The sequence below is a fragment of the Variovorax sp. 679 genome (assembly GCF_003952185.1).
In the GTDB taxonomy this organism is placed as follows: Bacteria; Pseudomonadota; Gammaproteobacteria; order Burkholderiales; family Burkholderiaceae_C; genus Variovorax.
The window spans coordinates 265,484-291,979 of sequence record NZ_RXFS01000006.1 but is presented as its reverse complement, the minus strand read 5'-3'; the positions used below and the strand labels follow the sequence as shown (position 1 = coordinate 291,979).

The window sequence follows — 26,496 nt, the reverse complement described above, 5'->3', positions numbered from 1 at the left end:
CCCTGCGGTCGCCCTCCTCCTTCTCTTTCCTGGTTTCCGGAGTTCGATCATGTTCCTGAGCAACGTCTCAATCGGCAAGCGCCTGGCCATCGTGCTGGGCATCATCCTGGCGCTCTTTCTCGCCACCAGCGCCGCCGCGGTGTGGAAGCTGCAGCAGCTCAGCCGCGAGATAGACGCCATGATCGAGGACAACGTGAAGACCGAGCGCGCCGGCTCCGACTGGCTGCGCCACACCACCGCAGGCGTGCAGCGGGCGGCCGCCATCGCCAAGAGCAGCGATGCCAGCCTGATCGACTACTTCGCGCCGGCCACGGCGGCGTCGATCAAGAACACCAACGAGCTGCAGAAATTCATCGAGGAAAAGCTCGTCAAGCCCGACGAACGCGCGCTGCTCGAAAAAGTCGCGGGCCTGCGCAAGGCCTACCTCGCCGCGCGCGAGGAAGTGAGCAAGCTCAAGCTCGCCGGCGACCTCGAAGGCGCCAACCGCATCTTCGACTCGCAGTTCCAGCCCACCTCGGTGAGCTACATCGCGGGCGTGCAGCAGGTGGTGGACCTGCAGCGCGAGCAGCTCGACGCCGCCGCCGTCCGCGCCAACAACCTGCGCGCGCAGACCAGCACGCTGCTCATCGTGTGCTCCGCCGTGAGCCTTGCGCTGGGCGCCCTGCTGGCCTGGCAGCTGGCCCGCAGCATCACCCGCCCGCTGCGCAGCGCCGAGACCATCGCGCAGTCGATCGCCGAAATGGACCTGACGGGCACGCCCCAGGCCAGCTACGCCCGCGACGAAACCGGTCACCTGCTGCGCGCCCTCGACCTGATGCGCGACGCCCTGCAAGCCTCGCTGGCGCAGGTGCATGGCGTGGTGACGAATGTGTCGACCGCCAGCACGCAGATCGCCGTGGGCAACCAGGACCTGTCTTCGCGCACCGAAGAGCAGGCCAGCTCGCTGGAGCAGACCGCCGCCTCGCTCGAAGAGCTGACCTCGACCGTCAAGCAGAACGCGGACAACGCGCGCCAGGCCAACCAGCTGGCCGCGTCCGCCTCGGAAGTGGCCGTCAGGGGCGGCGGCGTGGTGTTCCAGGTGGTGGAGACGATGGGCTCGATCAATGCGTCTTCCAAGAAGATCGTGGACATCATCAGCGTGATCGACGGCATCGCCTTCCAGACCAACATCCTCGCGCTGAACGCGGCCGTCGAGGCGGCGCGCGCGGGCGACCAGGGGCGCGGCTTCGCGGTGGTGGCATCGGAAGTGCGCAGCCTGGCCCAGCGATCGGCTGCTGCCGCCAAGGAAATCAAGACGCTGATCGGCGACTCGGTCGAGAAGGTCGAGGAAGGCAGCCGGCAGGTGGCCGACGCGGGCCGCACCATGGAAGAGATCGTCGGCAGCGTGAAGCGGGTGACGGACATCATGGGCGAGATCAGCGCGGCGAGCCAGGAGCAGACCTCGGGCATCGAGCAGATCAACCAGGCCGTCACGCAGATGGACCAGGCGACGCAGCAGAACGCCGCGCTGGTCGAAGAGGCCTCGGCCGCGGCCCAGTCGCTGCAGGAACAGGCCGGAAGCCTTTCGCAGATCGTCGGCAGGTTCAGGCTGGAGCAGCAGCACCAGGCTGCCGAAGCGGCCACTGGCATCGCCTTCAGCCGCATGCAGCTGATCGCGGCCCGCTAGAAAAAGACCGAAAAGACCGGAAAGGGGCCCTGCTGGAGAAAGAGGCGAAACTAGGCGCCAGCCTTTCTCCCGGAGCCCAATTTGCCATCCAACAAAGCAGCCCGCATTGCCCTGTCCGCTTCGGCCGCCGCGATCGGAAGCATCGCCGCGTACTGGACGCTTCTCGCCACGCGCCAGGGGCACATCCTGTTCAACGCCCGAAAGCTGCCGGTCGTTCCGCTGTCCGACGATTTCTCGACCTACTCCCACACCGTGCCGGGCGGCATGGTCCGCGGCTACGTCTACCACCCGCAGGGCGAGGAGGCGCTGCAGGACCTGTTCATCTACTTCGCCGGACGGGGCGAAGACGTTCGCGCCACGGCCCGGACGCTGCACTGGCTGCCCGAGGGCTTCGGCTTCGCGGCGGTCAACTACCGCGGCGTGGCCGATTCGCAGGGACACCCCTCCGAGATCGCTTCCGTGCAGGACGCCAGCCAGTTCGCCAGGCACCTGCGCAAGGCCTTTCCGCACGCGCGCCTGCACGTGGTCGGGCGCAGCCTGGGCACGGGCGTGGCCATCCAGCTCGCGGCGCGGCAGGACTTCGCGAGCCTGCAGCTGGTGACGCCCTACGACTCGATGCTGGAAGTGGCGAAGAAGCGCTTTCCGCTCGTGCCGCTGGCGCTGCTGCTGCGGCACCAGTTCAATTCGCTGGAGCACTGCAAGGAGGTCGCCGCGAAGACCCAGGTGCTGCTGGCCGAGAGCGACGACGTCGTGCTGCCCGAGCGCTCGCAGAAGCTCATCGCGGCGTGGCCCACGCCGGTCAGCGTGCAGACCGTTCCCGCCTCCGACCATCACAGCATCATGGACCTGGAAGCGACCTGGCTGCACCTCGTCGACTTCGCGCTGACCTCGGTTCTTTCCGAGCCGAAGGTGGCGTAGCCGACGCTGGAACTCCGGCTACCGGTAGTGGCCCGCCATGAAATCGATGAAGGCGCGCACCGCCGGACGGACGTGCCGCGTGCGGGGGTAAAGCGCGGCGTAGGTGCGCTGCCCGAGCGTGACATCCGGCAGCACGCGGACCAGGGCGCCCGACTGCAGATCGGCGCGGACCGTGTGCCACGTGAGCGCGGCAATGCCCAGCCCGCACTTCGCGGCCGAGTACAGCGCCGTGACCGTGTCGCATGAGAAGCGAGCCTGGGGCCTGAACGCCTGCTGCCGGCCATCGGACATGTGCAGCGTCCAGTGCGAGGGGCTTTCCGGCCCGTTGTGAAGCAGGCACTCGTGCGCGGCCAGCTCTTCCGGCGACAGCGGCATGCCCTGCTCGACAAGGTAGCGCGGCGCCGCGACCAGCACCATGTCGGAGACCGCCAGCGTCCTCGCCATCATCGAGGCGTCCTCGAGGCCGGCGCTGATGCGCAGGGCGACATCGATGCCCTCGGCAACCAGCTTCGTGAAGCGGTCGGTGCAGACCGCCTCCAGCCGGATACCCGGATGACGCGACTGGAACGCCGGCAGCCATTGCGGCAGGTCGAGCGTGGCGATCGCCAGCGGCATGCTCACCTTCAGCGTGCCGGAGGGCGCCTTGCCGTCTGCCGCCGCATCCGCGTGGGCCGCATCGAGCCGTGAAAGGATGTCCGCGCATGCGGCGTGGTAGCGCTCGCCCGCCTCGGTCAGCGTGATGCCGCGCGTGTCACGCCGCACAAGCTGCGTGCCGAGCGATTTCTCCAGCGCCTGCAACTGTCGTGACAGGCTGGAGTGCGTGGTGTCCAGCGACTGCGCCGCGGACGTAAGACTCTTCGCCTGCGCGATACGTTGAAAGGCGCGCATCGCCTTCACCTGATCCATGCGCCGCCCTCCTGCGGGAACCTCAGATCGTTCGCATTTTCAGGCAAGCGGCAAGGCCAGGATCTGCGAGGTGGTCAGCACGTCGCCGAAGGTGTCTTCGACCTCGGCCAGTGCCGCACGGTGAAGGCTGTCGTGCGAAACGGTGTCGCCGTTCTCGCGGCGGATCGAGCGGGTTGCCGTGGCATCGGACGACACCACCACCTCGAAGCCCTGCGCCGCACCGTCGCGGGCCGCCCCGGCCACGCATGCGTGCGTCATGAGGCCGGCGATCACGAGCGTCTGGACGCGGGCCGCTCTCAGTTGCTGCGCGATGTCGGTGCTTGCGAAGACGCTGACGGTGCTCTTCTGCACGACCTTGTCCCGTGCCCTGGGTCGCATGTCCGGATGGAACTTCACGCTCTCGCCGTCCTGCGCGAAAGTCGCGGAGCCTGCTGGCGCCACGTGCTGTATCTGGAACACGGGAACGGCGTGTTCGTCCGCCCAGGCCAGGAGGCGCTTCGTCTGGGACGCGGCGCGCGATCCATCGGCGATCGGCATGCGGCCGGTGAAATACTCGTTCTGGAAATCGATCACCAGCAAGGCCGTGGCGCTGCGGCTCAGCTGCCGCCTCGGCTGCGCGCCCGACATGGCGCGGATGGTTGGCGTCGGCGCGGTCGGCGATGCAGCAGCAGCCGGTGAGGCGCCGACGATGCCTGCGGCGCAAGGCAGGGCCAATGCGCTCATGAGTCCGCGGCGAGAAAGTCCTTGTGACATAGACATGTGTGCTGTTCCTTGAGATCCATCGAAAGTGATGGGGAAAGTCTAGGAACAGCCCCGCCCTGCGCCTAGGCTGGAGCTGCGACAAGTGCTGTGCAAGCTGTGCACAGCGCGTGCGTTGCGCCCTCAGCGCGGCGCGACCGTTGCAGCCATGCCGTCGAGCAGAACATCCAGTGCCTGCTCTGCGCTGAGATGCAAGGCCTCCAGCTCGGCCGTCGGGGTTCGCAACACGCCGACGCCCAGCAATGCGGAAAGGCCATGCACCATGGCCCAGCATGTGTGTGACAGCTGCCTCGCATCGCCCGTGCGGAACGTGCCGTCCGCCTGGCCCGCGGCGACCAGCCCGAGCAGGAGATCGAAGAGCCGGGCCCCGGCCCGCACCAATTCCTCGTTCGACTGCGACTGCGAGACCGCGCCGAACATGTGGGCCAGCAGCCGGGGCGATTTCAGCCCGAAGCCGACATAGGCGCGGCCGCATGCCTTGAGCCTCGAGCGCGATTCGGCGGGAGCAACGGCTTCTATCGCCGATTCGCAGCCAGCCAACATCTCCTCGAAACCCTGCAGCGCCACGGCCTCCATCAGCGCGCGCTTGTCCTGGAAATGGCGGTACGCCGCCGTATGCGAAACCCCGACGGCCTTGGCCATCTCGCGCATCGACAGGCCGTCGAGGCTGTCGCGCTCCATCTGCTCGCGTGCGTATGCCAGAAGAACGGCTTTCAGGTCGCCGTGGTGATATGAAGTGCTCATGGGCAATGGCTTTATGTTGACAGTGGAAACAATTCAATCCAATAATGTTTCCACCGCAAACATAGCACACGCATCATGAGCTTTCTCCTTTTCATCTGTTCCTTCGGTGCGGTTGCCTGGGCGGTCTCGCGCCTGCTGAAGCGCCCGCTCGACCTGCGCGGGGCGATGCGCTGGGGCATGGGCCTCGGCTTCCTGTTCACCGGCGTCGACCATTTCGTGAGCGCATCGACGCGCTATGCGCCGATGATTCCCGACGCCCTCGCCGACCACGCACTGGCATGGGTCTACCTGACCGGTGCGGCCGAGCTTTCCGGGGGGCTGGGACTGCTCATTTCCGTTTCGGTCTACAAGCGCCTGGGCCTGCCGAACCTGCAGAGGCAGGCCGGCATATGGCTGTCGGTGATGCTGGTCTGCGTGGTGGCAGCGAACATCAACGTCGCGCTCAAGGGGCAGACGGTGCAAGGCCTGGACTTCGGCGCCTGGTACTTCTGGATCCGCCCGTTGTTCCAGCCCGTGTTCATCGCATGGGCGCTCTACTGCTCGGGCGTGTGGCCGAAGCCGAAACAGGCGGCCGGGTGGCAACCGGCGCATGCAGCGCCATCAATCCGGCAACCCAGTCGATGAACACGCGCAGCTTGGCGCTGACGTGCCGGTTCGGCGGGAAGGCGAGGTACAGCGGCATCGGGTCGAGCCGCCAGTCCTCGAACAGCGGCACCAGTTCGCCGCTTGCGACGTGCGCGCCGGACATGTAGTCCGGCAGCCAGAGAACGCCAAGGCCGGCGAGGCCAGCCGCCAGATAGGCATTGCCGTCATCCACCGACAGCACATGGCGCCCATGTACGACCACGCTCTCTGCGTCACGGTGCATCGCGTACGGAAGGCTCCTTCCGGTGCGCGACCACAGGAACCCCACGATGCGGTGATGCGTGTCCTCCAGCTCCTTCGGGTGCAAGGGCATGCCGGCGCGCTCCAGATAGTCCGGCGCCGCATAGACCCCGAGCTGCAGGTCGCCCACGTGGCGCGCCACCAGCGACTGGTCGGTGAGTTCGCCGCCGCGCACGACGCAATCCACGTTCTCGCCGATCAGGTCCACCACGCGGTCGCTCACGCCCATGTCGAGCTGGATGTCGGGATGCCGCGCATGGAACGCTGGCAATGCCGGCACCAGGATCATCCGGGCCAGCGGGCTGGGCACATCGACCCGCAGTCGCCCCCTCGGTGAAGCCGATGCGGCCGACAGGCTGGTCTCGGCGTCGTCCATGTCGGCCAGCAGGCGCACCACGCGCTCGTAGTAGGCCGCGCCGTCGGCCGTGACGTTGACCTTGCGCGTGGTGCGGTTGAGCAGCTTCACGCGCAGCCTCGCCTCCAGCTGCTGCACCAGCTGCGTCACGGTGGTCTTGCTCATGTGCAGCGTCTGTGCCGCCTTGGTGAAGCTCCCCGCCTCCACCACACGGGCGAACGCCTGCATTGCATCGAAACGGTCCATGTCTGCTCCGATTGTTTGGATTCCTCAAACAGTGATTGTTGGCCTTGCCCGTTTATCCGCGCGTCGCGGCTGCCTAAAGTCCCTGCATCGTCATCACCGGGTCGGCTTCGACCCATTCGAGAAGCAAGGAAAAAGGCAATCCATCCATGACTCCACGCGACGTCGTCTTTCCCGCCGGGCGCCAGGCGCTCTATGAAAAGAACCGCTATTCGCCGGCCATTCGGTCCAACGGCTTCCTGTTCGTCTCGGGGCAGGTAGGCAGCCGCCCCGACGGCTCGCCCGAGCCCGACCTTGAAGCACAGGTCCGCCTCGCCTTCGAGAACCTCAACGCCATCCTGTCGGCCGCTGGCTGCACCTTCGACGACGTGATCGACGCGACCGTCTTCATCGTCGACCCCGAATCGAAGTTCGAAACGATCTGGAAGGTGGTGGCGGAATACTGGGGCGGCCCGCCGCACCCGACGCTGACCGGCATCGGCGTGACATGGCTCTACGGCTTCCAGTTCGAGGTCAAGGTGATTGCGAAGCTGCCCGAAGGCGACGCCGGCACCTGAGCGGCCCACGGCCTCCGCCGCGAAGGAGGCACGGCGCCAAGGTAACCTGTCGCCATGGATTCCCTGATCGCCGCCTCCGCCCGCGCCCTCGCCGCCGGCGATGCACTCGGTGCCCTCAAGCGGGTCGCCCTGCGCGACGACCCGCCGGCGCTGGCGCTGCGCGGCATCGCGATGGCGCAGCTCGGCGAGCATCCGCGCGCCCGCGAACTGCTGCGGCGAGCCGCGCGCGGCTTCGGCACGCACGAGGAGCATTCACGCGCCCGCTGCATCGTCGCAGAGGCCGAGGTGGCGCTGGCCATGCGCGATCTCGGCGGCTCACCGCGTTCGCTGACGGCTGCCGCTGCCGCGCTGGAAGCACACGACGACCACGCCAACGCGTTGCAAGCCCGATTGATCGCCGCGCGCCGGCTCCTGTTGCTCGGCCGCCTCGGCGAGGCGGAAGCCGCGCTCGCGCAGCTCGATGCGCGCGGCCTGCCGCCGTCGCTGATGGCCGTGGCCGAGCTGGCCACGGCCGAACTGGCGCTTCGCTCGCTGCGCATCGTTCCCGCACGGGCCGCGCTGTCCCGCGCACACGATGCGGCAGCTCGCGCGCGCGTGCCTGCCTTGCTCGCCGAAGTGGCCGAGGCGCTGGCGGCATTCGATCGCCCGGCCGCCCGGCGACTCGACGCGAACGGCGAACAAGCGTTGCGCCTCGATGAAGTCGCCGCCCTCCTCGCCTCCGACACGCTGGTGATCGACGCCTGCCGCCGCGGCCTGGGTGCCGGCGATGCGTGGCTGCCGCTGGCGCGACGGCCGGTGCTGTTCGCCCTGGCGCGCTCGCTGGCGCAGGCCTGGCCCGGCGACGTGGATCGCGAAGCGCTGATCGAAAGCGCATTCCGCACCCGCCACCCCGACGAGACGCACCGCGCACGCCTGCGCGTCGAGATCGGCCGGCTGCGCGCGCTCGTCGCCGGCCTCGCGGGCATCGAGGCCACGCCGCGAGGCTTCGTGCTCAAGCCGCACGACGGGCGCGGCGTTGCCGTGCTGGCACCGCCCATCGACGGCGACCAGGCTTCGCTGGTGGCGCTGCTGTCCGATGGCGCGGCCTGGTCCACCTCGGCCCTTGCGCTGGCGCTGGGGGCCAGCCAGCGCACGGTGCAGCGCGCGCTCGTCGAGCTGGAGGCGGAAGAGCGGGTTCGCTCCATCGGCAAGGCACGCGCGCAGAAGTGGCTGGCACCACCGCTGGCGGGATTCACGACGATCTTGTTACTCCCCGCCGCGCTGCCGATTGAATAGAGTTGGCTCCAGGCGCCGATCCGAGGCGTTTCACAAGGAGCCATCGATGAGCAGCGACAACAAGACGGGCAAGAAAAGGCCCACCGTGCGGGCAGCCGAGATCGTGCGCGAGTACGGCCCTTTCCCCGACGCCACCCAGGTAGCCGGCGTGACCTACGACGGCCGGCGCGTCTGGGCCGCCACCGGCGCCAGGCTGGTCGCCTTCAACCCGGCCAGCGGCGAGACCGAGCAAACGCTGGACACCCCCTGCGACGCCGGCACGGCCTACGACGGCAAGTACCTCTACCAGATCGCCGAATCGCGCATCGACAAGATCGACCCGGCCACGGGCAAGGTGCTGTCGTCGATTCCCTCGCCCGGCCACGGCGGCGACTCGGGGCTCACATGGGCCGAGGGCAGCCTTTGGGTGGGACAGCACCGTGACCGCCGGATCCACCAGATCAACCCCGAGACCGGCGCGGTCGTGCGCACCATCGAGTCGAACCGTTTCGTCACCGGCGTGACCTGGGTCGACGGCGAGCTGTGGCACGGCACCTGGGAGGCCGAGGAAAGCGACATCCGCCGGATCGATCCGCAGAGCGGCGCGGTGCTCGAGCGGCTCGAGATGCCGCATGGCGTCGGCGTCAGCGGACTCGAGTCCGACGGGGCCGGTCTTTTCTATGCCGGCGGCGGCAAGAGCGGCAAGGTCCGCGTCGTTCGCCGTCCCCACAACTCCACGGAGCATTGACATGATCGACATCATTCACAGGGTCGGAATCAAGGCCCCCATCTCGAAGGTCTACGCCGCATTGGCAACGCGCGAAGGCGTGGCAGGCTGGTGGACCAAGGAGACCACCGGGGCCTCCGAAGTCGGCGGCAATCTCGAGCTCAACTTCAGCACCCCGAGCGGGGAAACCATCGGCGGCATGGGCATGCAGGTGGTGGCGCTCGACCCCGACAGGCAGGTGCACTGGCGCTTCACCTCGGGGCCGGAGGAATGGATCGGCACCGACGCGAAGTTCAGGCTGAACCAGGACGGCGAATTCACCATCGTCCACTTCAGCCACGAGAACTGGCGCGAGGCGGTCGAGTTCACCGCCCACTGCAGCACCAAGTGGGCGATCTTCATGATGAGCCTCAAGCGCCTCGTGGAGACGGGCAAGGGCGAGCCCGCACCCAATGACGTCCTGATCGGCGACTGGCACTAGGAGCGCACCATGAACACAGCAACCATCACCGAAGCGGGCCTTGCGAATCACGCCATCGTCTCCAGCGAGCAATGGCTCGCCGAGCGCAAGGCGCTGCTGGCGCGCGAAAAGGAGCTGATGCGCCTGCACGACGAAGTCGCCCGCGAGCGCCGAGCGCTGTCGTGGGAGCGTGTCGGGAAGAACTACGTCTTCGACACGCCCGACGGCAAGCGCACTCTGGCCGAGTTGTTCGAGGGCCGGCGCCAGCTGCTGGTGCAGCACTTCATGCTCGCCCCGGGCTGGGAGCAAGGCTGCCCGAGCTGCTCGTACATGGCCGACCACACCGACGGCATGAACGTGCACCTGGCGGCTCGCGACATCACGATGGTGGCCGTCTCGCGCGCGCCGCTGGCCGAGATCGCGCGCTTCCGCGAGCGCATGGGCTGGCGGTTCAGGTGGGTGTCGTCCGGCGGCAGCGACTTCAACTACGACTTCCGCGTCAGCTTCACGCCCGAGGAACAGGCGAGCGGCAAGGTCTACTACAACTACGCGATGCAGCCCTTTCCCCAGGCCGAGGCGCCCGGCGTCAGCGTGTTCTGCAAGGACGACGCGGGCGAGGTGTTCCACACCTATTCGACCTTCGGCCGCGGCGTGGAAGTGATGATGGGCGCGTACAGCCTGATGGACCTCGTGCCCAAGGGCCGCAGCGAGCGCGACGTGCCCCACAAGATGGAGTGGGTCCGCCACCACGACCGCTACGAGTCGCAGCAGGCGAAGCCGGCAGCCGGTTCGTGCTGCGCGTCGCACGCCTGAAGCGAGGCGCGAGCAGCCGCCGAGCGCATGGAGACGACATCGTGGCAAGCCTCTGGCCATGGCTGGCCGTCGCGGGGGTCGGCGCCCTTCACGGGCTGAACCCCGCCACCGGCTGGATGTTCGCCGCCGCCTCGGGCGTGCGCTCGGGCGACAGGTCGCGGGCGTTGCGAGCACTGGCGCCCATCGCGGCCGGCCACGTCGCTTCGGTGGCGCTGGTCGCCGCGGCGGTGGCACTCGGGTTGTCGATGGACCGCGTGGCGTTGCAGGTGCTGGCGGGCGGATTGCTCGTCGCCATCGTGGCCTGCCATCTGTGCGGCCATGGGGTCGGGAAGGCCGGACATGCCGGCCTGGCGCTCTGGTCCTTCATGATGTCCACCGCGCACGGTGCGGGGTTGATGCTGGTCCCGGCGCTGATCCCCTTGTGCATGGGCGATGCGCCTGCGGCCCGCGAGATCACGGTGTCCGGCTCGCTGCTGCTGGCGCTCGCGGCTGTCGGTGTTCACACGGCGGCGATGCTTGCCGTCACCGGTGCGGTTGCCTTCGGCGCATGCCGGGCCTTCGACGCAATCGCCGCGCTGTTTCACTTCCGCCTTCCCGGCTGATGGAAATCGGGTGACCCGGTCACTACCTTGCGGATCTCGTCCATCAGCGCTCGCGCGCCCGGTGAAGGAAAAGCGCCCAGCCGCTGAGTCAGGCCGATCTCGCGCCGGGTTTCTTCCAGCGGAAAGTCGAGCACCACGAGGCTGCCGTCGCGGATCTCGTAGCGAAGCTGGTGCGCCGAGATCGCGGTCAGCATGTCGCTTTCGAGCAGCAGGCCGCGAAGCACGGCAAGGTCGCCCGTCTCGACGGCAGGCAGCGGCGGCGCCTGCCGTGCGTCGGAGAAGAAGCGCTCCAGCAGTTCGCGCGAAGGCGAGCCCTGGCGCGAGAGCGTCCACCTCGCCTCGCGCAGCATCCTGAAGTCGATGCGCTTCGCGCGCGCGAGCGGATGGCCGGCGCGGGCGATCACCGAGATGCGGTCTTCGAAGAGCGGCTCCTGCTGCAGGTCCCTCGCTTCACCGGCCGTGCGCAACGCACCGAGGATGAAGTCGATGTCGCCGCTGCGCAGCGACGCGGCCAGCGCGTCGTACGGGCTCTCGACCGTGGCGACGTGCAGGCCCGGATGCCTCGCGAGCAGCGAAGCGATCGCCAGCGGCAGGATCTGCGTGCGCCCCAGCGGCAGCGCTCCCACGTTCACGCTGCCCTGCAGCGTGCCTTCGCTGGCCGCGATGTCGGGGCCGATGTGCCGCAGCTCCGACAGCACGCGCCTGAAGTAGAAGGCCACGATCTCGCCCGCCGGCGTGGCCGAGAGCCCGCGTGCATTGCGGTTGAAGAGCGTCACGCCGAGCCCGCTTTCCAGGTCCTTCAGCGCGCTGCTGATGGCCGGCTGCGTGATGCCGAACTCGCGCGCGACGGCGGGCATGTTTCGCTTTTCCGCAAGGCTCGCGACCACCGCGAGCCGGCGCCCGTTCAGGATCGAGGCGAAGAGCGAATGCACGTCGGCGGCAGCATCGATGCCGCCGCGCGCCGCCAGCTGCGTTCGCGCCGCCTCGAACTCGCGCTCGATGCGCAGCGCGCGCGCCAGCACCAACTCGCCATATGCATTGAGCGCCACCCCGCGCGAGCGCCGGTCGAACAGCGGCCTGCCGAGCATCGACTCCAGGTCGAGGATCGAGCGCGTCACCGCCGACGCCACCCTGAACAGCGCCTCGGCCGCCGCCGCGATGCTGCCGGCCGCCGCCACGGCCGAGAACGCACGCAGGTGGCGCAGGTTGATGCCAAGCGCCACGCTGTCGGTGCGATCGATAACTTTGTGATGCGCAGGTTTGCGGTTCATGGGTGATGCGTCACTGGCGATCATGCATTTCCGGCAGCAAGGGTAAACCCTTGTCGATAAAAAAGAGTGATGGCAGCGCAACGCTAACTCACGCCACGCGAGGCCGTCGCCGCGCAGACTCCTTCCATGCTTGAAGCACCCCCTGCACATCTTCCGGAGCGTTGCGAATGATCATCGACTGTCACGGCCACTACACGACCGCGCCCAAGGCCCTGGAGGCATGGCGCAACCGGCAGATCGCCGGCATCCAGGACCCGTCGGCGAAACCCAGGGTCTCGGAACTGAAGATCAGCGACGACGAACTGCGCGAGTCCATCGAAGGCAACCAGTTGCGGCTGATGAAGGAACGCGGCAGCGACCTGACCATCTTCAGCCCGCGCGCCAGCTTCATGGCGCACCACGTCGGCGACTTCGAGGTTTCCTCCACCTGGGCGGCCATCTGCAACGAGCTGTGCTTTCGCGTGAGCCGGCTCTTTCCCGATCACTTCATCGGCGCGGCCATGCTGCCGCAGTCGCCGGGCGTCGACCCGGCCAGCTGCATTCCCGAGCTGGAGCGCTGCGTGAACGAATACGGCTTCGTGGGCATCAACCTCAACCCCGACCCCTCGGGCGGCCACTGGACCAGCCCTCCGCTGTCAGACCGGCACTGGTATCCGCTCTACGAAAAGATGGTGGAGCTCGACATTCCCGCCATGGTGCACGTGAGCACGAGCTGCAACGCCTGCTTCCACACCACCGGCGCGCACTACCTGAACGCCGACACCACGGCCTTCATGCAGTGCCTCACCTCCGACCTGTTCAGTGACTTCCCGACGCTGCGCTTCGTCATCCCGCACGGCGGCGGCGCGGTGCCCTATCACTGGGGGCGCTTTCGCGGCCTCGCGCAGGAGCTGAAGAAGCCGCTGCTGAAGGACCACCTGCTGAACAACATCTTCTTCGACACCTGCGTGTACCACCAGCCGGGCATCGACCTGCTCGCGCGCGTGATACCGGTCGACAACGTGCTCTTCGCGAGCGAAATGATCGGCGCGGTGCGCGGCATCGATCCCGAGACCGGCTTCAACTACGACGACACGCGCCGCTACATCGACGCCACGCCGATGCTCGACGACAAGGCGCGCCACCAGATCTACGAAGGCAATGCGCGCCGCGTGTATCCGCGGCTGGACCGCGCACTCAAGCAGAAAGGACTCTGACGACATGTCGACCGCTCCCCTTCTTCAGGAACTCGGCGTCGTGCACCGCAACGTCGCTCGCGCCGACGCGGCCGCCGTCGAGAAGCTCTCGCGCTTCGGCGTCTCCACCGTGCACGAGGCGCTGGGCCGCCTCGGCCTGATGGCTCCGCGCATCCGCCCGATTCACCCCGAGGCACGCATGTGCGGCACCGCCGTCACCGTGCTGCTGCAGCCCGGCGACAACTGGATGCTGCACGTGGCGGCCGAGCAGATACAGCCCGGCGACGTGGTGGTGGCCGCCTGCACCGCCGACAGCACCGACGGCTTCTTCGGCGACCTGCTCGCTACCTCGTTCAAGGCGCGCGGCTGCAAGGGCCTCGTGATCGACGGCGGCGTGCGCGACGTGCGCGACCTCATCGCCATGGACTTCCCGGTGTTCAGCCGCGCCATCCACTCCAAGGGGACGATCAAGGCCACGCTGGGCTCGGTCAACGTGCCAGTGGTGTGCGCCGGCGCGCTGGTGCAGCCGGGCGACGTGGTGGTGGCGGACATCGACGGCGTGGTGGTCGTGCCAGCGCAGCTTGTGGCACGCGTGGCCGACGCCGCCGAGGCGCGCGAAGCCAACGAGACCGGCAAGCGCGCGCGCTTCGCGGCCGGCGAACTCGGCCTGGACATGTACGGCATGCGCGAGCCGCTGGCCAAGGCCGGCCTGCGCTACCTGGACTAGGTCCGGATCGCCCCGCTCAGAACAACGAGAGACAACAACGAATGAACAACCCGGCCCGTATCGACGTCAAGGCGTTCATCGACGAACGTCCCATGAGTGCCATGCAGTGGCTGCTGCTGGTGCTGTGCTTCCTCGTGGTCGCGGCCGACGGCATGGACGTCGCGATCATGGGCTTCCTCGCGCCTTCCATCCTGCAGGAATGGGGCGTGTCGCGCGCCGCCTTCGGCCTCGTGATGAGCGCCGCGCCCATCGGGCTGGTTTTCGGCGCGCTCGTGGCCGGCCCCGCCTCGGACCGGCTGGGCCGCAAGACGGTGCTGACGGCGTCGGTGTTCCTGTTCGGCGTGTTCACGGTCGCCACCGCGTTCTCGCAGGACCTGACGCAGATGGCGGCACTGCGCTTCCTGACCGGCCTGGGTCTCGGCGCGGCGATGCCCAACACCACCACGCTGCTGTCGGAATACGTGCCGCAGCGTTCCCGCTCGCTGCTGATCGCGGCGATGTTCACCGGCTTCAACCTGGGTTCGGGCGTGGTGGGCTTCGCGGCGGCATGGCTCATCCCCCATTTCGGCTGGCGCTCCGTGCTGGTGTTGGGGGGCGCGCTTCCACTGGCGCTCGTGCCCCTGCTGCTCGCGCTGCTGCCCGAGTCGGCCCGCTTCATGGTCGTACGCCGGCAGCCGGCCGAACGCATCGCCGCGGTGCTGGGCCGCATCTGCCGCACGGTGTTCCCGGCCGGTACCACCTTTGTCGCGTCGGAGCCGCCGGTCTCCGCGAAGAAGCCCATCGGCGTGCTTTTCTCGCGCGGCTACGGGCTGATGACGCTGGCGCTGTGGGTCACCTACTTCATGGGCCTGCTCGTCATCTACCTGCTGACCGGCTGGCTGCCCACGCTCATCAAGGACGCGGGCCTCCCGATCGAGACCGCCGCGACCGTCACCGCGATGTTCCAGATCGGCGGCACGGCCGGCGCCATCCTCGTCGGCTGGACCATGGACCGCGTCGCGCCGACGCGCGTCATCGCCGCGGCCTATGCGGCCGGCGCGGTCTGCATCCTCTGCCTCGGCACGGCGGGCGCGTTGTCGGCATCGCTTGCGCTGCTGGTGGCGCTGGCCGGCTTCTTCATGAGCGGTGCGCAGACGGGCCTCAATGCCTTCGCTCCCGGCTGCTATCCCACCATGGCGCGCGCCACCGGCGTGAGCTGGATGCTGGGCATGGGCCGCTTCGGCAGCATCGTCGGCTCGATGTTCGGCGGCGTGCTGCTCACCATGGGCTGGGGCTTCGGCGCCATCGTCTCGCTGCTGGCCCTGCCCGCGCTGCTGGCGGCGGGCGCGGTGCTCGGCGCCCGGGCCGCCGAAGCCGACGACGACTCCGCCGACAGGCCCGAACTGGCGCGGGGCTGAAACCGCATGCCAGCTCCTTTCTTCTCACTTTCTCCCTTCATCGCGTCGCACCGGACGCAGGAGTAACCCAACATGGCCCAGATCATCGGCGCCGTCGCCTGCTCCCACACGCCCACCATCGGCTTCGCCTTCGACAAGAACAAGCAGAACGATCCGGTGTGGGCGCCCATCTTCGAAGCCTTCGCGCCGGTGCAGCAGTGGCTGGCCGAGAAGAAGCCCGACGCGCTCTTCTTCATCTACAACGACCACGTCAGCTCCTTCTTCTTCGACCACTACTCGGCCTTCTCGCTGGGCGTGGGCGAGCGGCACGAGGTGGCCGACGAAGGCGGCGGCGCGCGCGACCTGCCACCGCTGGCCGGCCACCCGGCACTGGCGCGGCACATCGGCCGCTCGCTGGTGGCCGACGAGTTCGACATGTCCTTCTTCCAGGACCGCGCGCTGGACCACGGCGTGTTCTCGCCGATGTCGCTGCTGTGCCCGCACAAGCCGGCGTGGCCGATCCCGGTGATTCCGCTGCAGGTCGGTGTGCTGCAGTCGCCCGTGCCCTCGGCGCGGCGCTGCTACCGGCTCGGACAGGCGCTGCGGCGCGCGATCGAGAGCTACCCGGACGACATCAAGGTGGCGATCGTTGCCACCGGCGGCCTCTCGCACCAGGTGCACGGCGAGCGCGCGGGCTTCAACAACACGGCGTGGGACGCGCAGTTTCTTGAACTCATCGAGAACGACCCCGTACGACTGACCGAGATGACGCAGGCCGAACTTGCAACGCTGGGCGGCATGGAAGGCGCAGAAGTCATCATGTGGCTGGTGATGCGCGGCGCGCTGTCGTCCAACGTGCGCAAGACGCACCAGAGCTACTACCTGCCTTCGATGACGGGCATCGCCACCGCCATCTACGAGAACCTCGCGAGCCCGCCAGTCGCCGGCGAAGTCGAGCGGCACCGCCGGCACATGGCGGAGGAACTGACGGGCGCGGAAGCGCTGCACGGCACCTATCCGTTCACGCTGGAGACCAGCGTGCGTGCCTACCGCCTCAACAAGTTCCTGCACGGCATGACGCGTCCTGCGCATCGCGCAGCCTTTCTCGCCGACGAGGAAGCCGCGTTCGCGGCCGCCGGGCTGACGGACACGGAGCGCGACCTCGTGCGACACCGCGACTGGCGTGGCCTCATCCACTACGGCGTGATCTTCTTCATGCTGGAGAAGCTGGGCGCGGTGGTGGGCGTGTCGAACCTGCACATCTACGCGGCCATGCGCGGCCAGTCGCTGGAGGAATTCCAGCTGACCCGCAATGCGCCCGGCGCGCTGTATTCGGTGGCCGGCAAGGATGCCGCGCCGCAGGCCTGGGACAACGGCACTACGCCAAAGCGCCACTGACCCCCGCCCGATTTCGATTCCGGAGACAACACACATGAGACCTCTTTCCCGACGCCTCGCCATCGGCGCGGCGGCATTGGCCGCATTCGGCCACTTCGGCATTGCCTGCGCGGCCGACGCCTTTCCGTCCAAGCCCCTGAAGATCCTCGTGGGCTACAGCGCCGGCGGCGCGGTCGATGCGATCGCTCGCTCGGTCGGCCTGCGCATGTCGGCCATCCTCGGCCAGCCGGTCGTCGTCGAGAACAAACCCGGCGCGGGCACGAACATCGCCGTGAAGTCCGTCATCGCCAGCCCGCCCGACGGCTACACCCTGCTGCTGGCCGCGAATGCGCTGGCGGTGAATCCGTCGCTGTTCCAGCCTGCCCCCTACGACCTCGAGCGTGAACTCACGCCGGTGGCCTCGGTCGGCCGGGTGCCGGTGGTGTTCACGGTGCGCGAAGGCTCGGCCATCAGGACGCTGCCCGAACTGGTCGCAGCGGCCAAGGCGAAGCCGGGCGGCGTGACGGTTGCCACGCCGGGCAACGGCTCGACGCCGCATCTGGCGATGGAGCTGTTCCAGCACACCGCCGGCCTGCAGCTTCGGCATGTGCCGTACAAGGGCGGCGCGCAGGCGCTCACCGACGTGCTCGGCGGCCATGTGGAGGTGGTAGCGGTCAACGCCCTCGAAGCGCTGCCGCTCGCCAAGGCCGGCAAGCTGCGCGTGCTGGCGGTGATGAGCGCCGAGCGCTCGGCCGTGCTGCCGGGCGTGCCGACCGTCGCGGAGTCGGGCTACCCGGGCTTCGAGGCCAGCGTCTGGTACGGCTTCGTCGGTCCGGCCGGGCTGCCGAAGCCTATCGTCGACAAGCTGCACGACGCGGTGCAGAAGGCCATCGACTCGCCCGAAGTGCGCGCCCAGCTCGCCGCGGCGGGCGGGGTTCCGCTGCCGGGGTCGACCGGGCAGTTCGACAGGCTGCTCAAGACCGACGTGGCGCGCTACGGCAAGCTGATCCGCGAAGCCGGCATCAAGCCCGATTGACGGCCATGACCGCAGGCATCACCCGTCGCCACGCCCTCCTTGCTGCAGCATCGGCCGTGCTCATGCCGGCGAGCCGCATGGCCAGGGCGCAGCAGGCGTATCCATCCAGGCCGATCCGGATGGTCATTCCCTTCACGCCCGGCGGCTCCACCGACGTGCTCGGGCGGGCCATCGGCATCGAGCTGGGCCGTGCGTGGCACCAGCCGGTGGTGGTCGACAACCTCCCCGGCGCAGGCGGCTCCATCGGTGTCGACAAGGTCGCGAAGTCGCCCGCCGACGGCTACACGCTGCTGATGGGGCATATCGGCACGCTGGCCATCAACCCCTCGCTGTATCCCAGGCTCGACTACGACCCGGTGCGCAGCTTCGCACCCGTGGCCTGGGTGGCGCGCGTGCCGAACGTGCTCGTCGTGCATGCATCCGTTGCGGCGCGCTCGCTCGCCGAGCTGGTTGCGCTAGCGAAGGCGCGTCCGGGCGAGCTGGCATTCGGCTCGGGGGGCAACGGGAGCGCCGCGCACATCGCCACCGAATATCTCAAGCTCCAGACGGGCGCCTCCTTCATGCACGTGCCCTACAGGGGCACGGCGCCGGCCGTCACCGACCTGCTGGCGGGGCAGCTGCAGCTGCTGTTCACCGGTGCGCCCGCGCTGCTGCCGCACATCAAGGCCGGCAAGCTGCGCGCGCTGGCGGTGTCGAGCCCGAAACGCATCGCTCTGCTGCCCGACGTGCCGACGGTGGCGGAAAGCGGCGTTCCCGGAACGAAAGACTTCGAGGCCGACCAGTGGTACGGCGTGGTCGCTCCGGCAGGCACTCCGGCGGACATCGTCGCCATGCTCAACAGGCAGATCAACCAGTCGCTCAACGCGACGGAAGTGCATGCGCGGCTGGCGGCCGAGGGCGCCGAACCCACGCCCACGACGCCGCAGGCCTTCGGCGAACTGATCGCCAGCGAGATGAAGCGCTGGGGTCGCGTGATCAAGAGCGCGCGCATCACTGTCGACTGAACTTCGGAGAGACACACGATCATGGGAATCACACTGGGCCTCATCGGCCATGGCGAGGTGGGCGGCATCTTCGGGCGCGGCCTGCGCCAAAGGGACGGCGTGGATGCCGTCTGGGCCTGGGACAAGCGCTTCGCCGACCCGGCAACCGGCGCAGCCGCACGCGCCGCGGCGGAGGCCGACGGGGTTCACGTGGCGGGCGGCATGCAGGAACTCTGCAACCATGCCGACCTGCTCGTCTCGGCCGTCACGGCCTCCAACACGCTGGCGGTGGCCGAGGAAGCAGCGCGCCATGCGCGCACCGGCAGCCGCTTTCTCGACCTCAATTCGGCGTCGCCCGGCACCAAGCAGCGCGCCGCGGCGGCGCTGGAACCGGCAGGCGTCGCCTACGTCGAGGCCGGCGTCATGACCTCGGTGCCGCCCTACGGCATCCGCGTGCCCATGCTGCTGGGCGGCGCGCAAGCCGGGGCGCTCGCAACCACGCTGGCGGGCTGGGGCATGGACGTTCGCGTCGTGAGCGACCGGCTCGGCATCGCCTCGGCGATCAAGATGAGTCGCAGCATCATGATCAAGGGGCTGGAGGCGCTGGTCATCGAGAGCTACGCCACCGCCAGGCGCTACGGCGTGGAAGCGCATGTGCTGCCGACGCTGAAGGAAACCTTTCCGCAGATCGACTGGGAAAAGCAAGGCGCCTATTTCTTCAGCCGCGTCGTGCAGCACGGCAAGCGCCGCGCCGAGGAAATGCGCGAGGCGGCCCAGACAGTGCGCGAAGCCGGCTTCGAGCCCCTGATGACGGCGGCCATCGCCGAGAAGCAGGACTGGGTGGCCACGCAGGCTCGCGATGGCCTGTTCGAGGGGCTGGACGCGGGAAGCGACTGGCAGGCCTATGCCGATCGCTTCATCGGACGCAAATGACCATGGCCGAACCGATCAGGGGCATCTGCTCCATGGCCACCAAGGGCCTGCTGCTGGAGCTGGCCGCGGCCTACACGCGCGCGAGCGGTGTGCCGGTCGCCTTCGAGGCGGTGGGCGGCGTGGATGCCGCGCGGCGCGTTTCGGCGGGAGAGCCCTTCGACGTGGTGGTTCTCGCCTCGGATGCCATCGACAGGCTGGCGGCCGCCGGCAAGGTGGACGCATCGGACAAGACCGATGTGGTGCGCTCCGGCGTGGCGGTGGCCGTTGCAGCGAACGCCGCGCGGGTCGACATCTCCACCGAAGAAGCAGTGAGGCGCGCCGTGCTGGATGCGTCCCGCATCGCGTACTCGACCGGTCCCAGCGGCGTCGCCCTGGTCGCGCTGTTCGAGCGTTGGGGCATCGCCGATGCGATCAAGAGCCGATTGGTGCAGGCACCGCCCGGCGTGCCGGTGGGTTCGCTGATCGCACGTGGAGAGGCTTCATTGGGTTTTCAGCAATTCAGTGAGCTGATCGGCGTCGAGGGCGTCACGTTGCTGGGGCCGTTGCCGCCGGAGATCCAGATCACCACGATCTTCAGTGCGGCGCCGGGCTCGCTCGCTTCGCAGCCGGAAGCCACGCGCGGGCTGCTCGCATACCTGGCCTCGGGCGACAGCGCAGAAGCGAAGCGCCGACATGGCATGGAGCCGGCCTAGCGGGCAGCCGCCTTGCGGGAGCCATTGCCCTTTCCGGCAACGACAAGCCCGGCGCTCTCGACGAATCCGTGGATCAGCCTGAGCCGTGGCGACGCCCTCGGCCACAGGATGCCGAAGCGCCGCTTCTCCGAAGGCAGCGGCAGCGCAATCTTGGCAACGCGCTGCCCGTCGAGCAGCGGCGATGCGATGTCGGGCATGACCGAGACGCCGAGGCCCCGGTCCACCATCATCGCGATGGCCAGCAGCGAGCTGAGCTCGAAGCGCTCCTGCGGCACGATGCCCGCCGCGCGCAGATAGCGGTCGGCCTGCTTGCCGCCTCCGAGATTGCGGTCGTAGCGGATGAGCGGCGAGGTGCGCAGCAGCTCGTGGGGATCGCGCCGCGCGAGACGGCTGGGCGCGAGCAGCACCAGCGGCTCCTCGCGCAGCAGGGCCCAGTCGAAGGTCTTGGCCAGGGCGAACGGCGGGTACTGGCACACGGCCGCATCGAGCTCGCCCTGCTGCATTGCCTTGTAGAGCGTGGCGGTGGTGCCCGACTTGAGGAACACCTTGACGTCGGGGTGCGCCTTCACGAAGCGCGCGAGGATGTCCGGCAGCAGGCTGTGCAACGCCGTGTTGATAGTGCCGATGACCAGCTCGCCACTGGCAGCCTCGCTGCCCACCAGCGCCTTGATGTCGCTCACTTCGCGCAGCAGCGTGCGGGCCCGCTGCACCAGCCGGTGCCCGGCCTCGGTCGGCTGCACCGTTCGGCCGGCACGCGCGAGCAGCGGCGCATTGAGTTCGCGCTCCAGCGCGCGGATCTGCTGCGCCACCGCGCCGGGCGTCAGGTCGAGCCGGCGCGCGGCCTCCGACATCGAGCCCGATTCCACAACCAGAAGAAAGCTTTGCAGGTATGCCGTTTCCATGAAGATAGATTTTCTGCGATCTGATCGCAGCGAAGAGCTGTTTTTCTCTTCTCATGAACTGCGGACACTGCCTTCCCATGAGAAGCAAACTCTTCGTTCCCGGCACCCGCCCCGAGCTGTTCGCCAAGGCGCTGGCCAGCGCGGCGGACGCCATCTGCCTCGATCTCGAAGATGCGGTGTCCGAACCGCGCAAGGACGAGGCGCGCGAAACCGTGCGCCGGCTGCTGGCCGATACCGACCTCGCCTCGTCGCGCAAGACCTTGATCGTTCGCGTCAACGCCATGGACACGCCGCACTTCGAGCGCGACGTGGCGGCGGTGGCGCAAGCCGGCGTGCACCTGATCAACCTGCCCAAGCCGCAGAGCCCGGCGCACGTGCGCACGGCCGCCGAGGCCATCGGGCAGGCGGAACGGGCCAACGGCGTGCAGGCGCCCATCGGGCTGCTGCTGAACATCGAGACGCCCAACGCGCTGCGCACGGCCGCCGAACTTGCACTGGCGCACCCACGCGTTGCGGGCCTGCAGCTGGGGCTGGGCGACCTGTTCGAGCCCCTGGGTATCGCCCGGCGCGAGCCTTCCGCCATCCGGCAGGCGATGTTCGCGGTGCGCATCGCGGCAGGCGAAGCGGGCCTGTACGCCTACGACAGCGCATTCGCCGACATCCGCGACGCCGAAGGCTTCCGCGCGGAAGCGATGCTGGCGCGCAACCTGGGCTTCCTGGGCAAGACCTGCATCCACCCGAGCCAGGTCGCCATCGCCAACGAGGTGTTCCGCCCCACCGACGAAGAGATCGCGCATGCCTGCAAGGTGGTCGAGGCGGCGCGCGAGGCCGATGCAAAGGGCATCGGGGCCTACGTGGTGGACGGAAAGATGATCGACATCCCCTTCGTGATCCGCGCGCGCGCCATCGTCGAAAGCGCACGCAGCCTAGGGCTGCTTATGAGTTGAGCCTGGGGCTGCTCATGAGTTGAGCCTGGGGCTGCTTCCGAGCTGAGCTGCCTTCCATCAATAAAAGAAATCGGAGACAAGAAAATGCATTTCCCATCCTTCCTTCGTCCGCGCGCGCTCGCCGTTGTCGCGATTGCCACGCTCGCCGGCGCGGCGCTCGCCCAGGGCGCCTTTCCCAACAAGACCATCACGATCGTCGTGCCCTACCCGGCCGGCGGCTCGAACGACACCTTCGCGCGCCAGGTGGCCAAGGAGCTTGGCGACCAGCTCAAGCAGCCCGTGATCATCGACAACCGCCCCGGCGCGAGCGGCAACACCGGCACGGCACAGGTGGCGCGCGCCGCACCCGACGGCTACACGCTGGTGGCCGTGTCGTCGAGCATGACGACCAACGCGGCGGTGCAGTCGAAGCTGCCCTTCGATCCGGTCAAGGGCCTCGCGCCGGTGGCGATGTTCGCCAAGGGACCGTTCATCGTCGCGGTCAACAACGAGTTTCCCGCGAAGACGCCGGCCGAGCTGATCGCCGCCATCAAGGCCAAGCCGGGCCAGTACAACTACGCGTCCTCCGGCTCCGGCAGCGTGAACCAGTTCGGCACCGAACTGCTCAAGGCCAAGGTAGGCGACCTGCAGATCGCGCATATCCCCTACAAGGGCATGGGCCCGGCCGTGACCGACCTGATCGGCAACCAGACGCAGCTGCTGATCTCGAGCGGCCCCTCGCTGCTGCCGATGGTGCGCGCCGGCAAGCTGCGCGCCGTCGGCATCACCAGCCTGAAGCCCAGCCCGATCGCGCCCGACCTCACGCCGCTCGCCACCGCCGTGCCCGGCTACGAGTTCGAACTCTGGTGGGGCCTGCTGGCCCCGGCGGGTACGCCTGCCGACGTGGTGGCGAAGCTCAACGGTGCCGTCAACCACATCCTGGCGAAGCCGGAGATCACGGCCAACTTCCTGCGCGAAGGCGCCATCGCCACGCCGCTCACGCCGGCGCAGTTCGGCACCGTCATCTCCGACGACGTGGAGCGCTGGAAGAAGCTGGCCAAACAGCAGAACATCACCGCCGACTGAGGCAAGAAAGAAGCATCCATGAGCGTTTCCGCCGCCCCCGACAACACCGGTCCGAGGGTCCGCCAGGGCCCCGCCGGGCCGCTGAGCGGCCTGCGCGTGCTCGACCTGAGCGCGTACATCGCGGGCCCCTACGGCTGCTCGCTGCTGGCCGACCAGGGCGCGGAAGTCATCAAGATCGAGCCGCCGGCCGGCGACAACCTGCGCAAGTACCCCTCGACGCTGGAGGCCGAGAGCCGTGCCTTCATCGGCGTGAACCGCAGCAAGCTGGGCGTGGTGCTCGACCTCAAGAATCCGCAGGACCTCGCAGCGCTGATGGAGTTGGTGCGCACGGCCGACGTGCTGGTGCACAACTTCCGCCCCAGCGTGCCGCCACGGCTGGGCATTGCCTACGAGCAGCTCAAGATGGTGAACCTGCGGCTCGTCTACTGCGCCGTCACCGGCTACGGCGAGACCGGGCCACTGCGCGAGAAGGCAGGCTACGACCAGGTGCTGCAGACCATGACCGGCATGTGCGCGCTGCAGGGCAAGCGCGGTGAGCCGCCCGAGATCATCTACGGCTCGGTGGTCGACTACTACGCGGCCGCGCTGGTGGCCGCCGGCGTCGCGTCGGCGCTGTACGAGCGGGAGAAGAGCGGCGAAGGCCAGTTCGTCGGCGTCTCGCTGCTGCGCTCCGCGCTCACGATGCAGTCGGCGCGCATGGTCTGGGCGGAGGGCGAGCCGAAAGACGTGGGGCGCGACATGCGCTCGGGTGGCATCACCGGCATCCACCCGACCCGCGAAGGCCACATCTACATCTCGGCCAATACGCCGCATTTCTGGCAGGCACTGTGCGCGAAGGTCGGCCTGCCCGAACTGGCGGCCGACGAGCGCTACGACTCGGTGCGCAAGCGCGCGCAGCATGCCGCCGAGATCGTTCCGAAACTGCGCGCCGCGCTGGCCGCGCGTACCGCGCTCGAGTGGGAAGAGCTCTTCGGCGAGGAAGTGCCCTGCTCCGCCGCCCGCACGGTGGAAGACATGTTCGACAACGAGCAGGTTCTGGCCGAGGACATGGTGGCGAACTTCGCGCATCCCACGCTGGGCTCGTACCGGGGCTTCACCCGGCCGGTGCGCTTCGGGCGCACGCCCGGCCCCGAGCCCTTCGCGGCGCCGACGCTGGGGCAGCACACGGCGGCCGTACTGGCCTCGCGGCGCGCGGACGACTGAGCCATGCGCGACGAACACGCCGTGCCTCACAGCAGCGGCACGCGCAAGCCGGCCGTCGCAGCGCCCGAAGGTGCATGCGACGCGCACATCCACGTGTACGACCGCCGCTTCCCGCTGCACGGCTCGCCCGATGCCATGCTGGACAACGCCACCGCCGACGACTACCGCCTGCTGCAGCAGCGCATCGGCACGCAGCGCACGGTGGTCGTGCAGCCGCGCGTGCATGGCACCGACAACAGCGTGACGCTCGCGGCCATCCAGGCGCTGGGCGCGGAGCGCACGCGCGGCGTGGCGGTGGTGCGGCCCGAGGTGAGCGATGCCGAGCTCGAGCGCCTGCACGCAGGTGGCATCCGCGGCATCCGCTTCACGCTGTACACGCCCGCCAATGCGGCAACGGACTTCGCCATGGTCGAGCCGCTGGCGCACCGCGTGCATGCGTTCGGCTGGCACGTACAGCTGCACTGGAGCGCAGCGCAGATCGTCGAGCACTCGGCGCTGCTCGCCCGCCTGCCTTGCACGATCGTGCTCGATCACCTTGCCCGCATGCCCCTGCCCGACGCACAGGCACATCCGGCCTTCGACGTGGTGAGCCGGCTGCTCGACAGCGGCTCCACCTGGATCAAGCTGTCGGGGGCCTACCTCGACTCGCAGGTGGGCGCGCAAGGAGGCTACGCCGACACGACCGGCATCGCGCAAGCGTGGGTACGGCAGGCGCCCGAACGCATGGTGTGGGGCAGCGATTGGCCGCACCCGACCGAGCGCGAAGCCAGGCCCGACGACGCACAGCTCTTCGACCTGCTGGGCCAGTGGGTTCCCGACGAGGCCGAACGCCACCGCGTGCTGGTCGACAACCCGGCGCGACTCTACGACTTTTCCTGAACTACAAGACCGGAGACATCGAAATGAACAAGCGACTCCTGAAGTCCGTCGCAGCCCTCGCCGCCTGCGCGGTTCCGCTGCTCGGCTGGGCCGCCTGGCCCGACAAGCCGATCCGCATGGTGGTGCCCTACGCGGCGGGCGGCGGCGCCGACAACACGGCGCGCATCGTCGCGCAGCAGATGAGCGCCGCGCTGGGCCAGCAGATCGTGATCGACAACAAGCCGGGCGCGGGCGGCGTGATCGGCGCCGACAACGTGGCGAAGGCGGCCGCCGATGGCTACACCGTGCTCTACGACGCCTCGGCGTTCTCGGTGAACCCGTCGCTGCGCAAGCTGCCCTTCGACGCGGCGAAGGACTTCATCCCGGTGTCGCTGGTGGCCACCGCGCCGCAGATCCTCGTGGTGCCTGCGACCGCGCCCTACAAGACGGTGGCGGAGTTCATCGACTTCGCGCGCAGGAACCCGGGCAAGCTGAGCTTCGCCTCTGCAGGCGGCGGCACCGGCTCGCACCTTGCGGGCGAAGCGCTGAACGAACAGGCGAAGATCAGCCTGATGCATGTGCCCTACAAGGGCGGCGCACCGGCGCTGACCGACGTGATGGGCGAGCAGGTGTCGGCCTACTTCGGCAACGTGGCTTCGACGCTGAGCTATGTGAAGAGCGGCAGGCTGCGCGCGCTGGGCGTGAGTTCCCTCAAGCGCGTGCCGGGGCTGCCCGACACGCCGACGCTCGCCGAATCGGGCCTGCCGGGCTACAACGTGGTCGAGTGGAACGGCGTGTTCCTGCCCAAGGGCACCCCGGCCGACATCGTGGAGAAGCTCGGCAAGGCGGTGCAGGCGGCGGTCAACGACCCGGCGGTGCGGCAGAAGCTGCTGCAGCTGGGCCTTGAGCCGGCCGGCACCACGCCGGAGGCGTTCGCGAAGTTCGTGCAAGACGAGACGGCAAGAGTGAGTGCCCTGGTGCGCTCGCGCAATATCAGGGTCGACTGAGCGCTCGCTCCGGCGAATGCCGCGGGCGAGTGAAACGTAGTGTGTGGGGTTCTCC

At 68.6% G+C, this 26,496-nt stretch carries 28 protein-coding genes; 22 read left to right on the top strand and 6 right to left on the bottom strand.

All coding sequences use genetic code 11. From position 1 onward, the window contains the following. Nucleotides 1-49: 49 nt before the first annotated feature. Nucleotides 50-1,666 (top strand): methyl-accepting chemotaxis protein, encoded by a 1,617-nt coding sequence (locus tag EJO71_RS17250; RefSeq protein WP_125949857.1) that lies wholly within the window; start codon nucleotides 50-52, stop codon nucleotides 1,664-1,666. 81 nt (nucleotides 1,667-1,747) lie between these two features. Continuing rightward, nucleotides 1,748-2,584 (top strand): alpha/beta hydrolase, encoded by an 837-nt coding sequence (locus EJO71_RS17245; protein ID WP_125949858.1) that lies wholly within the window; start codon nucleotides 1,748-1,750, stop codon nucleotides 2,582-2,584. A gap of 18 nt (nucleotides 2,585-2,602) precedes the next feature. On the opposite strand, the gene EJO71_RS17240 is transcribed toward EJO71_RS17245, so the two are convergent. The 3 genes from EJO71_RS17240 to EJO71_RS17230 all read right to left on the bottom strand — a co-directional run bounded on the left by EJO71_RS17240 (nucleotide 2,603) and on the right by EJO71_RS17230 (nucleotide 4,993). Further along, nucleotides 2,603-3,490, bottom strand: coding sequence for a LysR family transcriptional regulator (locus tag EJO71_RS17240; protein ID WP_125949859.1), 888 nt, complete (start codon nucleotides 3,488-3,490; stop codon nucleotides 2,603-2,605). A 39-nt stretch (nucleotides 3,491-3,529) separates the two neighbouring features. Then, the gene (locus tag EJO71_RS17235) at nucleotides 3,530-4,213 is read right to left on the bottom strand and encodes an isochorismatase family protein (protein ID WP_125950115.1); all 684 of its coding nucleotides are present in this window, start codon (nucleotides 4,211-4,213) and stop codon (nucleotides 3,530-3,532) included. A gap of 159 nt (nucleotides 4,214-4,372) precedes the next feature. Continuing rightward, on the bottom strand, nucleotides 4,373-4,993 hold the full coding sequence (locus EJO71_RS17230; RefSeq protein ID WP_125949860.1) for a TetR/AcrR family transcriptional regulator: 621 nt from the start codon (nucleotides 4,991-4,993) through the stop codon (nucleotides 4,373-4,375). A gap of 75 nt (nucleotides 4,994-5,068) precedes the next feature. On the opposite strand from EJO71_RS17230, the gene EJO71_RS17225 reads away from it, so the two are divergent. After that, nucleotides 5,069-5,617 (top strand): hypothetical protein, encoded by a 549-nt coding sequence (locus EJO71_RS17225; protein WP_125949861.1) that lies wholly within the window; start codon nucleotides 5,069-5,071, stop codon nucleotides 5,615-5,617. On the opposite strand, the gene EJO71_RS17220 is transcribed toward EJO71_RS17225, so the two are convergent. After that, a complete protein-coding gene (locus EJO71_RS17220) occupies nucleotides 5,511-6,479 on the bottom strand; it encodes a LysR family transcriptional regulator (protein WP_125949862.1) in 969 nt (322 codons plus the stop codon). The genes EJO71_RS17225 and EJO71_RS17220 overlap by 107 nt on opposite strands. 146 nt (nucleotides 6,480-6,625) lie before the next feature. On the opposite strand from EJO71_RS17220, the gene EJO71_RS17215 reads away from it, so the two are divergent. Genes EJO71_RS17215 through EJO71_RS17190 form a run of 6 tightly spaced genes read left to right on the top strand, consistent with a single transcriptional unit; the run spans nucleotide 6,626 to nucleotide 10,889 of the window. After that, the gene (locus EJO71_RS17215) at nucleotides 6,626-7,033 is read left to right on the top strand and encodes a RidA family protein (RefSeq protein ID WP_125949863.1); all 408 of its coding nucleotides are present in this window, start codon (nucleotides 6,626-6,628) and stop codon (nucleotides 7,031-7,033) included. 54 nt (nucleotides 7,034-7,087) lie between these two features. Next, the gene (locus EJO71_RS17210) at nucleotides 7,088-8,308 is read left to right on the top strand and encodes a helix-turn-helix domain-containing protein (protein ID WP_125949864.1); all 1,221 of its coding nucleotides are present in this window, start codon (nucleotides 7,088-7,090) and stop codon (nucleotides 8,306-8,308) included. Between the two features lie 46 nt (nucleotides 8,309-8,354). Continuing rightward, a complete protein-coding gene (locus EJO71_RS17205; RefSeq protein WP_125949865.1) occupies nucleotides 8,355-9,035 on the top strand; it encodes a hypothetical protein in 681 nt (226 codons plus the stop codon). Between the two features lies 1 nt (nucleotide 9,036). Further along, complete coding sequence (locus EJO71_RS17200; RefSeq protein WP_125949866.1) at nucleotides 9,037-9,495, top strand: SRPBCC domain-containing protein; 459 nt, start codon at nucleotides 9,037-9,039, stop codon at nucleotides 9,493-9,495. A 9-nt stretch (nucleotides 9,496-9,504) separates the two neighbouring features. Next, the gene (locus tag EJO71_RS17195; RefSeq protein WP_125949867.1) at nucleotides 9,505-10,287 is read left to right on the top strand and encodes a thioredoxin family protein; all 783 of its coding nucleotides are present in this window, start codon (nucleotides 9,505-9,507) and stop codon (nucleotides 10,285-10,287) included. A gap of 41 nt (nucleotides 10,288-10,328) precedes the next feature. After that, nucleotides 10,329-10,889 carry a hypothetical protein gene (locus EJO71_RS17190; RefSeq protein WP_125949868.1) on the top strand — a complete coding sequence of 187 codons (561 nt, stop codon included), beginning with the start codon at nucleotides 10,329-10,331 and terminating at the stop codon, nucleotides 10,887-10,889. Here EJO71_RS17190 and EJO71_RS17185 read toward each other — a convergent pair. Continuing rightward, on the bottom strand, nucleotides 10,868-12,160 hold the full coding sequence (locus EJO71_RS17185) for a LysR family transcriptional regulator (protein WP_125949869.1): 1,293 nt from the start codon (nucleotides 12,158-12,160) through the stop codon (nucleotides 10,868-10,870). The two genes, EJO71_RS17190 and EJO71_RS17185, sit on opposite strands and share 22 nt — an antisense overlap. 167 nt (nucleotides 12,161-12,327) lie before the next feature. Here EJO71_RS17185 and EJO71_RS17180 point away from each other — a divergent pair, with 167 nt between their 5' ends. From EJO71_RS17180 to EJO71_RS17145, 8 genes are all read left to right on the top strand, one after another. Beyond that, on the top strand, nucleotides 12,328-13,356 hold the full coding sequence (locus EJO71_RS17180) for an amidohydrolase family protein (RefSeq protein WP_125949870.1): 1,029 nt from the start codon (nucleotides 12,328-12,330) through the stop codon (nucleotides 13,354-13,356). A gap of 4 nt (nucleotides 13,357-13,360) precedes the next feature. After that, nucleotides 13,361-14,062 carry a 4-carboxy-4-hydroxy-2-oxoadipate aldolase/oxaloacetate decarboxylase gene (gene ligK, locus EJO71_RS17175; RefSeq protein ID WP_125949871.1) on the top strand — a complete coding sequence of 234 codons (702 nt, stop codon included), beginning with the start codon at nucleotides 13,361-13,363 and terminating at the stop codon, nucleotides 14,060-14,062. Between the two features lie 41 nt (nucleotides 14,063-14,103). Then, entirely contained in the window at nucleotides 14,104-15,459 is a 1,356-nt protein-coding gene (locus EJO71_RS17170; RefSeq protein ID WP_125949872.1) for an MFS transporter, read from the top strand. Between the two features lie 72 nt (nucleotides 15,460-15,531). Then, the gene (locus EJO71_RS17165; RefSeq protein ID WP_125949873.1) at nucleotides 15,532-16,836 is read left to right on the top strand and encodes a gallate dioxygenase; all 1,305 of its coding nucleotides are present in this window, start codon (nucleotides 15,532-15,534) and stop codon (nucleotides 16,834-16,836) included. 34 nt (nucleotides 16,837-16,870) lie between these two features. Next, nucleotides 16,871-17,851: a tripartite tricarboxylate transporter substrate binding protein gene (locus EJO71_RS17160; protein WP_125949874.1), complete on the top strand. Its 981-nt coding sequence runs from the start codon at nucleotides 16,871-16,873 to the stop codon at nucleotides 17,849-17,851. Between the two features lie 5 nt (nucleotides 17,852-17,856). Next, nucleotides 17,857-18,855 carry a tripartite tricarboxylate transporter substrate binding protein gene (locus EJO71_RS17155; protein WP_125949875.1) on the top strand — a complete coding sequence of 333 codons (999 nt, stop codon included), beginning with the start codon at nucleotides 17,857-17,859 and terminating at the stop codon, nucleotides 18,853-18,855. Between the two features lie 21 nt (nucleotides 18,856-18,876). After that, complete coding sequence (locus tag EJO71_RS17150; protein ID WP_125949876.1) at nucleotides 18,877-19,767, top strand: NAD(P)-dependent oxidoreductase; 891 nt, start codon at nucleotides 18,877-18,879, stop codon at nucleotides 19,765-19,767. A 2-nt stretch (nucleotides 19,768-19,769) separates the two neighbouring features. Then, the gene (locus EJO71_RS17145; RefSeq protein WP_171022485.1) at nucleotides 19,770-20,459 is read left to right on the top strand and encodes a substrate-binding domain-containing protein; all 690 of its coding nucleotides are present in this window, start codon (nucleotides 19,770-19,772) and stop codon (nucleotides 20,457-20,459) included. Here the strand turns inward: EJO71_RS17145 and EJO71_RS17140 are convergent. Further along, entirely contained in the window at nucleotides 20,456-21,361 is a 906-nt protein-coding gene (locus EJO71_RS17140) for a LysR substrate-binding domain-containing protein (RefSeq protein ID WP_125949877.1), read from the bottom strand. The genes EJO71_RS17145 and EJO71_RS17140 overlap by 4 nt on opposite strands. Before the next feature lie 77 nt (nucleotides 21,362-21,438). Between EJO71_RS17140 and EJO71_RS17135 the strand changes: the two genes are divergently transcribed. The 5 genes from EJO71_RS17135 (at nucleotide 21,439) to EJO71_RS17115 (ending at nucleotide 26,441) form a co-directional block, all read left to right on the top strand. Further along, nucleotides 21,439-22,308 carry a CoA ester lyase gene (locus EJO71_RS17135; RefSeq protein WP_125949878.1) on the top strand — a complete coding sequence of 290 codons (870 nt, stop codon included), beginning with the start codon at nucleotides 21,439-21,441 and terminating at the stop codon, nucleotides 22,306-22,308. A gap of 84 nt (nucleotides 22,309-22,392) precedes the next feature. Then, on the top strand, nucleotides 22,393-23,373 hold the full coding sequence (locus EJO71_RS17130) for a tripartite tricarboxylate transporter substrate binding protein (protein WP_125949879.1): 981 nt from the start codon (nucleotides 22,393-22,395) through the stop codon (nucleotides 23,371-23,373). An 18-nt stretch (nucleotides 23,374-23,391) separates the two neighbouring features. Next, on the top strand, nucleotides 23,392-24,576 hold the full coding sequence (locus tag EJO71_RS17125; RefSeq protein WP_125949880.1) for a CoA transferase: 1,185 nt from the start codon (nucleotides 23,392-23,394) through the stop codon (nucleotides 24,574-24,576). A gap of 3 nt (nucleotides 24,577-24,579) precedes the next feature. Further along, nucleotides 24,580-25,455 (top strand): amidohydrolase family protein, encoded by an 876-nt coding sequence (locus EJO71_RS17120; RefSeq protein WP_125949881.1) that lies wholly within the window; start codon nucleotides 24,580-24,582, stop codon nucleotides 25,453-25,455. Nucleotides 25,456-25,478: 23 nt separating this feature from the next. Further along, on the top strand, nucleotides 25,479-26,441 hold the full coding sequence (locus tag EJO71_RS17115) for a tripartite tricarboxylate transporter substrate binding protein (RefSeq protein ID WP_125949882.1): 963 nt from the start codon (nucleotides 25,479-25,481) through the stop codon (nucleotides 26,439-26,441). Nucleotides 26,442-26,496 lie beyond the last annotated feature (55 nt).